The sequence below is a fragment of the Peribacillus sp. SIMBA_075 genome (genome assembly GCF_046534585.1).
On sequence record NZ_JAWRYN010001199.1, the window covers coordinates 1 to 250 of the forward strand.

The following is a 250-nucleotide window of genomic DNA, read 5'->3' on the forward strand; positions in this document are numbered from 1 at the left end:
GGTTTGAAGCGTACCGCTTAGACGAAGGGCCGGCACCTTCGGCCATTTCCCAGGAACTCGATACAGCCGGTGGGAAGATTTTATGAGAACCATCCAATTTGGCATTAAAGAAAATCTCGTCCAGTTTCTCTTGCTTGTGCTGACCAACTTTTTCGTCGGCTCGATGGTCGGGCTCGAACGAACCGTCCTGCCGATTATCGGCGAAGAAGAGTTCGGGCTCGCTTCAGCGAGTGCGGTGCTGTCGTTTATC

At 52.8% G+C, this 250-nt stretch carries 1 pseudogene; it reads left to right on the top strand.

Annotation, left to right across the window (positions count from 1 at the left end):
- Positions 1-82: 82 nt before the first annotated feature.
- Positions 83-250 (top strand): annotated as a pseudogene (locus tag SB775_RS32125) (MFS transporter); the annotation flags it as partial.